Below are 9,874 nucleotides of genomic sequence, written 5' to 3'. Positions count from 1 at the left end.
GTTGCCTCCCGCGCTCCCGGCGCCGCCGCCCCCGCTCCCGGCGCGGCCACCGGCGCCGCCGCCACGCCCCGCGTGCTCCGGCGCGGGAGCGGTGATGACGACCGGCACCCCGGAGGGCTCCCGCGCCCCCGTGATCCGCCGGAGCGCCTCCTCGCCCGGCGCCACCCGGGTGGTCCGCGCGGTGATCCCGGCGGCGGCCAGCAGCCGCGTCGCGTCGCGCCGTTGCTCGGGCGTGACCAGGGTCACCACGCTCCCCGAGTCGCCGGCCCGCGCCGTGCGGCCGCCCCGGTGCAGATAGTCCTTCGGGTCGGCGGGCGGGTCCAGGTTGACGACCAGGTCCAGCGAGTCGACATGGATGCCGCGCGCCGCGACGTTGGTGGCCACCAGGACCGCGACATGCCCCGTCCGGAACTGGTTCAGCGTCCGGGTGCGCTGCGGCTGGGACTTCCCGCTGTGCAGGGCCGCCGCCCGCACGCCGCTGCGCAGCAGATGGGTGGTGAGCCGGTCGGCGGCGCGCTTGCTGTCGAGGAATATGATCAACCGGCCGTTGCGCGCGGCGATCTCGGTGACGATCGTCCGCTTGTCATCGCTCTGGATGTGCAGCAGATGGTGGTCCATCGTCGTCACCGCGCCGGCCGACGGGTCCACGGAGTGGACCACGGGGTTGGTGAGATAGCGGCGGACCAGCAGGTCGATGTTGCGGTCGAGCGTCGCGGAGAACAGCATCCGCTGGCCGTCCGGCCCGACCTGGTCGAGCAGGGCCGTGACCTGCGGCAGAAAGCCCATGTCGGTCATCTGGTCGGCCTCGTCCAGCACCGTGATCGCGACCTCGTCCAGCCGGCAGTCGCCGCGTTCCACCAGGTCCCGCAGCCGCCCCGGCGTGGCCACGACGACCTCGGCGCCGGAGCGCAGCGCGCTCGCCTGCCGGCCGATGGACATGCCGCCGACGACGGTGGCCATCCGCAGCCGCACCGCGCGCGCGTAGGGCGTGAGCGCCTCCGTGACCTGCTGCGCCAGCTCGCGCGTCGGAACGAGGACCAGCGCCAGCGGCTTCCGCGCCTCGGCGCGCCGGCCGGCGGTCCTGGACAGCAGCGCCAGCCCGAACGCCAGCGTCTTCCCGGAGCCGGTGCGGCCCCGGCCGAGAACGTCGCGGCCCGCGAGCGAGTTGGGCAACGTCGCGGCCTGGATCGGGAAGGGCACCGTCACGCCCTCGGCGTCGAGGGCGGCCAACAGCGGCTTGGCCATGTCGAGTTCGGCGAAACGCTCGACGGCGGGGAGCTGGTCTCCGGTCGTCTCGGGCAGCGCGAACTCGACCTGCCGGACGGCGGAACGACGACCGCCGCCCCGGCGTGGCGCGGAAGGCGCTGAGCCGCCGCTCCGGCCTCGGGTCGAGCGGTTGCCATGGAATGTGCGGTTCACGGGGAACCCTCCTTGATGCGGCGCATGTCAGGGAGTTCCCGCAGGAGAAGCACGTCCGGGAGAACCGCAAGAATGAGCCGGGTGAGAAAAGAAGTCCGGGCAGACCGGGTTTCACGGACATGCCGTTCTCGGAACCGGTCCGACGGGTTGGTTGGACTGTTGTCGAAAAGCTGTTGGGAAGTCGTTCTGGAACGGTGCTCGTGGGCGCGGGGCGCTTTCACGGACCGCCCGGATTCCCGGGCACGCGGCGCGCGCCTCATCGCCGGCGGAACCGTGGATCGCGCCCGGAAACAGACCTCGAAACGTCGGATGCCGGACGTCGGACGCCGGCGTCAGGCGGGAACGACGCGCCCCGCGCCCGGGCCCTGCCGATCGAAGGCGAAGCTGGCCATCTCATATCTCCTTTGAGCGGTACACCGGCCGGCCGCGTTGTCGCGAGAACCGTGTCGCCGTAATGATCGCCCTCTCCGCTGATGCGGAGTCGCGGAGATACTCGCTGGGGTGCGTGGCCACGTGAGGACACTGGAGGTTCTGGGAGTCACAACCACAACCACAACCAAAACTGCAACTGCCAACGACAGTAGCACGCCGCCCCCGGCCCGGCACGAGGACAAGGACGAGGACGAGGACAAGGACAAGGGCGAGGAACGCCGGCGGCGCTGGCTATGCTCCCCGGGACCCGGCACGAACGGCCGGGCCACACGGGGGGACACCGGAGATGGTGGGGAGACGGGTGCTGCGACACCGCCCGCGCTGCGCCGCGTGGGCGCTGGCGACGCTCGCCGCGATCACCTGCGCCGCGCTGAGCGTCTGGGCGTCGACGAGGGACCGTGGCCCGTTCGCGCCCGAGACCTCGGTGGACCCGGCGGAGTACGCGCTGTGGGCGCTGCTCACCGCCGGCTGCGCGCGGGCGGCCGCGCGCCGGCTGGTGCTGCGGCCCGAGGGCGTCGTGCTGGTGGGGATGGTCAGAAACCGCCGGGTGCGCTGGGCGGACGTCGTCGCGGTGGAACTCGCGCTGCGCACCGGCAGCACCCAGCCCGGCGGGCGCTGGCGCATCGCGCTGCGCCTGGCCGACGGCACCGCGCGCTGGGTGCCGACCTTCGTGCACGGCGCGATGGGCCTCCACCAGGGGCCCGAGTTCGGACCCGGCGACCGGGGCCGTTACGGCCAGGTCTTCCACCACGCCCCGCCCCACGCCCCGCGTGAACTGGCCCGCCTCCACGCCGCCCTCAGCGTGGCGTGGCGCGCGACCCGGCGCCACTGACCGGCGGGTCCGCAACCACCCTCCGGCACATGCCTGTTGACGACTGGGTGACGGGCACCCGGGACTTCCGCGACACGGTCGCGGCCAGCTGTGCGGAGCGGCGGCGGGGCGCGCTGGCGGACCGCCCGCGCCCGCGGGCGGCGCTTGCGGCGGGCGCGACCGCCTGACCCCCGGCCCGGCCTCAGCGGAGCAGTTCCGGCGGGGCCGGCGGCAACCGGTCGGTGAGGGTGGTCAGTTCGCCGGGGGCGGCGCCCGGGGTTCCGTGGTGGCGGTCGACCGCCGCGCGGACCATGCGGGCGGCGGCCACCACGTCCACGTCGTCGGACGGGGACTTCAGGGCGATCTCCAGCATCTCCACGGGCGTGATGATGTCCGCCTGGAGCCCGTCGGAGAGGCTGTCGTAGAAGACGTCGTCATCCGTCAGCACGAGGTCCACCACGGCCCGGCCGGCGGCGCGGACGGCCGTCATGTCGGAGGCGGACGCCAGCTCGGCGGCGCCGTTCCACTCGGGGCGGTAGTCGGGGATCGAGGGGCGCATGGTTCTGGACGGTACCAATCCGGTGGTGCGGGTCGGGAACGGGTTCTCTCGTGGCGGCCCTGCTGGGAGCGGTTCTAGTAGCCGATGCCGAGCGCGTCCAACAACGGCTGACAGTTGGACTCGCAGGGGTGGGCCGGCTGGCCGTGCATCGCCTGGTCGCCCCGGGGGCTGCGGACGCGGACCGTGTCCATGCTGCCGCCGCGCAGCGCGGCCGGGCCCTCGCGCCACTCCGCCTTGGCCAGGGCCATGATCTCGGCGCAGTGCCCGTGGTGGCCCTGGTCGCGGACCAGGCGTTCCATCACGCCGCCGGGCACGAAGTTGATCTGTCCCTTGACGTTGTGGCCGAAGTAGGTGACTCCGGCGGGCGAGGTGTATTCCGAGGCGAACTTCACGCCCTGCTTGCCGGCGCGGAACTGGAGCCGGTCGGCGTACCGGCTCAGCGCGCAGCTGATGAGGCCCAAGGGGTCCGAGGTGGTGGTCGGGTTGTCCACATAGGCGGTCGCGTTGGGCGCCGGCATCAGGCCGAGCGGGTCGGGGGAGGCGTAGCGCGCCAGGTGCGGGTCGTAGTGACGGTGCAGGTTGTAGTGCCAGCCGGTCTCCTCGTCCGCGTACTGGCCGGGGAAGCGCAGCGGGGTCAACTCGCCCCGGACGCCGGCCGGTTCGTCGGTGCCGGGGGCCGGCGCGCCCCAGAGTGTGCGGGGCGCGGCGGAGGCCACCTTCCCGTCGGGGGAGACCAGTTCGGTCGGCGTGCCCACCAGGTCGGTCACGATCGCCCAGAAGCGGTCGTCGACCTCGCTCTTGGCCAGCGTCGCGGTCCCGCCCTCGCCGGGGCGGGGGACCCGGCCCTCGGTCTGCGCGACCGGGTGGAGGCCGTGGTAGTCCCAGGTGGTGACGGTGCCGTCGGCGGCGGTCCGTTCCACCAGCGTGGTGCCGAACCAGGCGAAGTCCTCCCGCTCGGCCACCGAACCGTCCGCCGCGTGCCGCAGCTTGGCGATCCGCCGGCCCACCGGGTCGTGGAGGTAGCTGAACCGCGTGCCGTCCGGGGTGGTCACCTCGACGAGCCGGTCCTCGCCGTCCCACGTGTAGCGCCAGGTGTCGGGCTTCCGGGAGAGCCGGACGCGCTGCTTGATAACGATGCGCCCGGCACGGTCATACTCGTAGCGGAACCGGCCGGCGCGGACCACGCGCCCCGCCCGCTCGTGCGGCTGCGGCGCCTCCTCGTCGGGCAGGCGCGAGGCGGCGACGTTGCCCGCCGCGTCATAGGCGTAGCTCTCCTGGCGGTCCCCGCCCCCGACCTCGGTGACCCGGCCCATCGCGTCCAGCGTGAGCCGGGTGCCGCCGATGACCACGGGCCGGTGGTCGGCGCGGTAGCGGTAGGCGCGCCCGAGCGTCCGGTCGCCGCCCGTGACGCGCTGTTCCAGCAGCCGGTGTTCGGCGTCCCAGCGCTGCTCCAGCAGCGGCGCGCCCTCGATGGTGCGGCCGGTCTCGCGGCCGGCGGCGTCGTAGGCGAAGCCCAGCGAGCGGCCGCCGACGCGCAGCCCGGTGACGCGGTCGGCCGCGTCATAGGACCAGTCGGTGGTCCTGCCGCTGGGCGTGGTGCGCCGGTTGACGCGTCCCATCGCGTCGTAGCGGTAGCGCAGGGTTCGGCCGTTGACGGACTCGGCGACGATCCGGCCGGTGATGTCGCGGTCGAACGTGACCTCGGCGTGCGGCCCCTCGGCGCGCACCAGCCGGCCCGTCGCGTCGTGCTCGTAGGTGGTGACCTGCCCGTCCACGTCCTTGCGGATCACCTGGCCGAGCGGGCCGTAGGTGAACGCGGCCCGCTGGCCCTCCGCGTTGGTCCTGGCGGTCACCTGGCCGGCCGGGTCCTTCTCGTAGCGCACCTCGCGGCCCTCGAAGTCGCGCTCCGCGATCATTCGGCCGGCCGCGTCATACTGGTAACTCCAGGTCTGGCCCAGCGGGTTGGTGACCTCGGCGACGGCAAGCTCGGTGGTGTAGCGCCAGGTGGTGCGGGCCCCGTCGGGCGTGGTCCGCGCGGTCAGCACGTCGAACGGGCCGTACTCGTCGCGCGTGATCCCGCCGTTCTCGTCGATCTCGCACACGCGGTTGCCCTCGCCGTCGTACGCCCAGCGGCGGGTGGCGCCGGTGGCGTCGGTGAGGGAGAGCTGGTGCCCCTCGACCGACCACTCGGCGGTGGCGGTGGAGCCCAACGGGTCGACGGTCGCCACGATCCGGCCGAACGCGTCGCGGCGGTGGACGGTGGTGGCGCCGAGCGGGTCGGTCTCGGCGATCGGCAGCCCCGCGGCGTCGTTGCTCAGGCGGGTGGTGCGGCCCAGCGCGTCCGTGACCGCGACCATGGCGCCGGTGGCGTCGAACTCCCAACGCGTGCGGCTGCCGTCCGCCGCCACCGCGACCGTGTTGTTGCCGCGCTCGTCGTACTCCATCCGCCAGCGAGAGCCGTCGGCCTCCGCCAGCTCGGTGACGAAGCCGCGCTCGTCGCGGACGATGTCGAGGGCGTGCCCGTTGGCCCGCTCGATCCGGGTCAGCTCGCCGGTCTCGTCGTAGGCGTAGGTGACGGTCCTGCCCACCGGGTCGGTGACGGAGACGAGCCGGTCGTAGCGGTCCCACGCGCGCTCGGTCCGGTTCCCCAACGGGTCGGTCTCGGCGATGAGTTGGTAGCTGTCATTGAACTCGTAGACCGTGGTGTTGCCGAGGGAGTCCGTGAACCGCGTGCGGTACTGCTCGGGCTCATAGACGATTCGGCTGTCGAGGAATCCGTGGACGCCCCTGGTCGCGACACAGCGGCCCGCCTCGTCGTACTCGTAGGCGTAGGTGACGCCGTTGCGGTCCTCCCAGCCGGTGATGCGCCGCTTCTCGTCATAACGCAGCCGCAGCGGCAGGTCCGAGGAGTTGACGACCTCCGCCAGGTTGCCCGCCCGGTCATAGCCGTAGGCGAGCAGGCGGGGGCGCTCGGGGTGGCTGAGCAGGCGCAGTTCGGTGATCCTGCGGTCCCTGGTGGCGATGCCCACGCGGTAGCCGCCGTGGTGGACCACGGCGGACGGCGCGCCGTCGGCGTCGTACTCGACGCTGATCCGGTTGTCGTTGCGGTCGGTGATGGCCACCAGCGGGAGTTCGCCGCCGCGCCGGCCGGGAACGGGCGCGAAGTGCAGGGTCTGCCCGTTGTCCGGGCGGTGCACGGTCAGCGGGTCGCCGGGCTCGCCGGACCAGGCCAGCGGCCAACGCGGGCCCTCCACCGGCAGCACCGGGGTGTCCGGCGGCGGCGCCGGGTAGTCCAGGATCATCCCGTCGTCGGTGACCAGCCGGCCGCCGCCGGCGTCCAGGACGATGCGCTGGTCGAGGGTCGAGGCCCAGGACGGGCCGAACCAGGTGCCCTCGCGCAGGCTGGACCGGTGGTGCCGCCGGATCACCAGCGGCAACACGCCCTGGAGTTCGACGTCCACCGCCTCCATGACCATCTCGCCGGTGGCCATGTCGATGGGGTCGGTGCGGCAGATCAGGTTGTCGCCCTGGCGGCCCATCCGGCGAAGGCCCTGGCCCAGCCCGCGAATTCCCTGGCCGAGTCCGCGCAGCCCGGTCTTCGCGGCGCTGAGCCCGCCGCGCAGTCCGCGCGCCAGTCCGCCCAGCGTCGTCAGGCCCTTCATGCCCGGGATGCAGTCCAAAGCCGCGAAGGCGACGTCGAGGAGTCCGGCCTCGCCGCGCGCGTACTTGATCAACGTGTCGGCGAGGACGACCAACGCGGCGGCCAGGACGACCCAGGCCAACGGTCCGCCGATGATCATCACGACGACGCCGAGGACGGCGACGATGACCTTGCAGACGGCGACGATGGTGTCCCAGTTGTCGGTCACCCACTTGATGGCCTTCTCCCACCACCGCCGGTTCTGGATGCCGGCGTCGGAAGCCTCCTCGATGCCCTGGGCGCAGACCCGGGCGGCCTCCTCGCGCATCTCCTGGGCGTCCAGGGCGAGTTGGCGGGCTGCGGCGAGGCGTTCCTCGGCGTCGTTGACCCGGGACCTGGCCGCGCCTGCGGCCGCCTCCGCCGCCTGCTGGTCGCGCGCGGCGGCGCGGACATCCGCCTCGTCCGGCGGCTCGACGTTCTCCCGCTCGCCCTCCCGCTGAAGCCGCTCGGCCTCCTCGCCGGCCCGACCCACCCAGTCCTGCGCGTCCCCCAACGCCGACTGGGCCGATGCCAGATCCGCCTGGGCCGAGATCGCCCGGTCCAACGCCCGGTCCGCCATCCCCTGCGCGGTCTGGAGCTTGGGCCAGTAGGCGTGCAGCGCCTGCGAGCAGAGGCTGTAGGAGTCCTCCAGCTTGGTCAGATTGTCCGGCACGCCCTCGAACTCACGACGGAACGCGTCCGCCGACAGCCCCGCCCAGTCCAGGACGGCCCGCTCGGACGCCAACCCCCGGATCTTGCCCAGCGCCTCGCCCACGTCGTCGGCGAACTCCCGCAAGTCATCGGCGAGTTCGCGGACCTCGTCCGGGTCCCCAGGCGTCGGGTCCCGGTCCATGTCCACCGGTGACCAGTCGGACGGTCGTGCCACGGTCTCCCCCAGGCTGTGCTCCCCAAAAGCGACCAAACAGTACCTACGAGTTCACTAACTGGCAATGATCGATGTCACGTTGGTGCCCGGGAACCGAAGGGGCCCGTAACGGTCCATCAACTAGACGTGTGCGGACGGTGTTTGCGCGTGCTCCTCCTCGCCCGTCGCCGCCGCCCCCGAGGCCCCGGCCCGGTCGAGGATCTGGGCCGCCGCCCGGTCGGCCCCGGCCAGCAGCGGGGAGGGCGAGCCGGGGGTGGCGCCGATGGCGGACCCCGGCTGCACGGCCTCCGCCGGGATGCCCAGGACGATCACCCCGGGATCGGCGGCGCCGGCCGCGTCCACCAGGTGGAAGCCGTCCGGCGTCACGTCCAGGGTGCCGCTCGACACCGGCGGCCCCGCCGCGCTGGGCCAGCCGTGCAGCCGGGCCCGCCCGTCGCGCAACAGCCCGTCGAGCAACGGGTCGTCGGTGTCGGTCACGATGCCCTTCGACATGCGGGTCTCCACAAAGGCGCGCGCCCGCACCGGAGTTGGCCGCACCACCGCCGACCTGCCGATGAACCAACCCTCCTCATGGGTGACCGAGGTGTCCTCGCCGAGCAGTTCGAGCACGCCCGCGTCGATCAGCGCCAGCACCCGCGCCGTGCGGTCCGGCGGCGGCCCCGACGCCAGGGCCAGCCCGAGCCGGTTGAACCAGCCGTCCACGTCGCGCGCCACGCTGCCCCCGTCCAGCGCGCCGTGCTTCACCAGCCCGCGCACCGGCCCGCGCAGCGCGGCCATGGCGCGGTTGACGGTGTTGCGCGGGGAGGTGAGCGGCGCGTGCATCGCGTCCAACTCGTCGTCCACATGCTCGCGCACCCACCGCCGCCAGGTCTCCTGGTCCACCGGTCCCGGCGCCGGCGGCCGGTCCAGCCGCGCCACGGACACCGCCCAGCGCGCCGAGGCCACCGTGGTCGCGATGACCCGGTCCACCTCATCGTTGTCCACGGCCGCCCTCAGCCGGTCGAGGGTCCGCTCCTCGTCGGCGCCCGGCGCCAGCGCCTCCGGGCGGTACGCGAAGAGCGTCGACAGGTGCGCCCACGCGAACTCCCGCGCCAGCCGCGGCCACACGTCGCGCACGAAGTCCTGCCCCGGCACGGCCGCCACCCGCGCGAACCACTCGGCGGTGGCGAGGCGCGGCTCGTACCTCGGCGGAAAGCCCTCCGGATACGTCGCCTTGGAACGGTAGGGGAGGCCGCGCCGCGAGCCGGCCACCAGGCGCGGCTCGCGCCCGCTCGGCCGATACCGCAGGCGGGCCGGCCGGAGCGGGTCCCCGGCGGGCGTGAAGCGCCCGCCCCTGCCCTCGGTGAGCAGCGCCACCACGTCGAAGAAGTTGGCGCCCAGGCCGGTCACCAGCGTGGTCTCCCCGGCCGGCACCCGGTCCCAGTCCCGCTCGGCCGGCATCCCCGGCTCGACATAGACCAGCCCGTCCCGTTCCGCCGCCGCCACCAGCGACCGCACCCGGGGCGAGCGCTTCGCCTGCACCATGCCCTGCGCCAACACCACGGTGCGCGCGACGAGTTCGCTTCCGTCGGCGAGCCGGACGGCGCGCGTGCCGGCCGCGCCCCGGGCCAGGTCCACCGCCGTGCCCAGCACCCGCGTGACGCGCACCCGGCCGGCGCGCTCGGCCCGCGCCAACTGCTCGCGGTAGTAGACGCCCTGAATCCGGCGGCTCGGATAGGACCAGGGCCGCAGCGCCGCCGCCTCCTCGGCCACCCACGCGGGGCGGTCGGGCGGCGGCTCGCTCTCACGGGCCCAGGTGATCAGGTCGGGGCCCGGCGTCACCGGCCCGGTCATCGGCGTGGACGCGTCGGTGTAGATGGTGGTGTGCGCGCTGTAGGTGTTGTTGAGCAGCAAAGGGGACTGGTCGGTGCGCCAGGTCGCGCCGGCGCCGACCTCCACCCGGTCCACCAGCGCCACCCGCAGCGGCGGCGCGCCGTCCCGGTGGCGGGCCGTCAGCCGCTCCACGACCGCGACCGCGCGCGGCCCGCCGCCCACCACCACGGCGTCGAAGGTCACGCGACCGCCCGCGCCCCCGGGCGCGTCGCCCCC

6 protein-coding genes are annotated in these 9,874 nt (G+C 73.9%); 2 read left to right on the top strand and 4 right to left on the bottom strand.

What is annotated here, in order from left to right; genetic code table 11:
* The coding region (locus EBN88_RS25460; protein ID WP_147472839.1) for a DEAD/DEAH box helicase at nt 1-1,419 on the bottom strand (1,419 nt) is incomplete at its 3' end.
* A 733-nt stretch (nt 1,420-2,152) separates the two neighbouring features.
* Here EBN88_RS25460 and EBN88_RS25455 point away from each other — a divergent pair.
* Together EBN88_RS25455 and EBN88_RS30830 are read left to right on the top strand one after the other, a co-directional pair.
* Entirely contained in the window at nt 2,153-2,683 is a 531-nt protein-coding gene (locus EBN88_RS25455) for a PH domain-containing protein (RefSeq protein ID WP_158621523.1), read from the top strand.
* A gap of 29 nt (nt 2,684-2,712) precedes the next feature.
* On the top strand, nt 2,713-2,850 hold the full coding sequence (locus EBN88_RS30830) for a hypothetical protein (RefSeq protein ID WP_158621521.1): 138 nt from the start codon (nt 2,713-2,715) through the stop codon (nt 2,848-2,850).
* A gap of 14 nt (nt 2,851-2,864) precedes the next feature.
* On the opposite strand, the gene EBN88_RS25445 is transcribed toward EBN88_RS30830, so the two are convergent.
* The 3 genes from EBN88_RS25445 to EBN88_RS32460 form a co-directional block, all read right to left on the bottom strand.
* On the bottom strand, nt 2,865-3,221 hold the full coding sequence (locus tag EBN88_RS25445) for a hypothetical protein (protein ID WP_122399400.1): 357 nt from the start codon (nt 3,219-3,221) through the stop codon (nt 2,865-2,867).
* 74 nt (nt 3,222-3,295) lie between these two features.
* A complete protein-coding gene (locus EBN88_RS25440) occupies nt 3,296-7,786 on the bottom strand; it encodes a DUF6531 domain-containing protein (protein ID WP_147472838.1) in 4,491 nt (1,496 codons plus the stop codon).
* Nucleotides 7,787-7,906: 120 nt separating this feature from the next.
* Nucleotides 7,907-9,874, bottom strand: a 1,968-nt coding sequence (locus EBN88_RS32460) for an FAD/NAD(P)-binding protein (RefSeq protein ID WP_325052783.1), incomplete at its 5' end; no start/stop codon positions are given.

It is taken from the genome of Streptomyces triticirhizae (assembly GCF_003696235.1).
GTDB classification, from domain to species: domain Bacteria; phylum Actinomycetota; class Actinomycetes; order Streptomycetales; family Streptomycetaceae; genus Streptomyces; species Streptomyces triticirhizae.
The sequence above is the reverse complement of the archived record's forward strand: the minus strand, read 5'-3'. Positions and strand labels throughout refer to the sequence as shown.

Excerpts from the sequence above, each read along its gene's own strand:
- EBN88_RS25445 (WP_122399400.1), bottom strand. The coding sequence starts at position 3,221 with ATGCGCCCCTCGATCCCCGACTACCGCCCCGAGTGGAACGGCGCCGCC.
- EBN88_RS30830 (WP_158621521.1), top strand. The coding sequence starts at position 2,713 with ATGCCTGTTGACGACTGGGTGACGGGCACCCGGGACTTCCGCGACACG.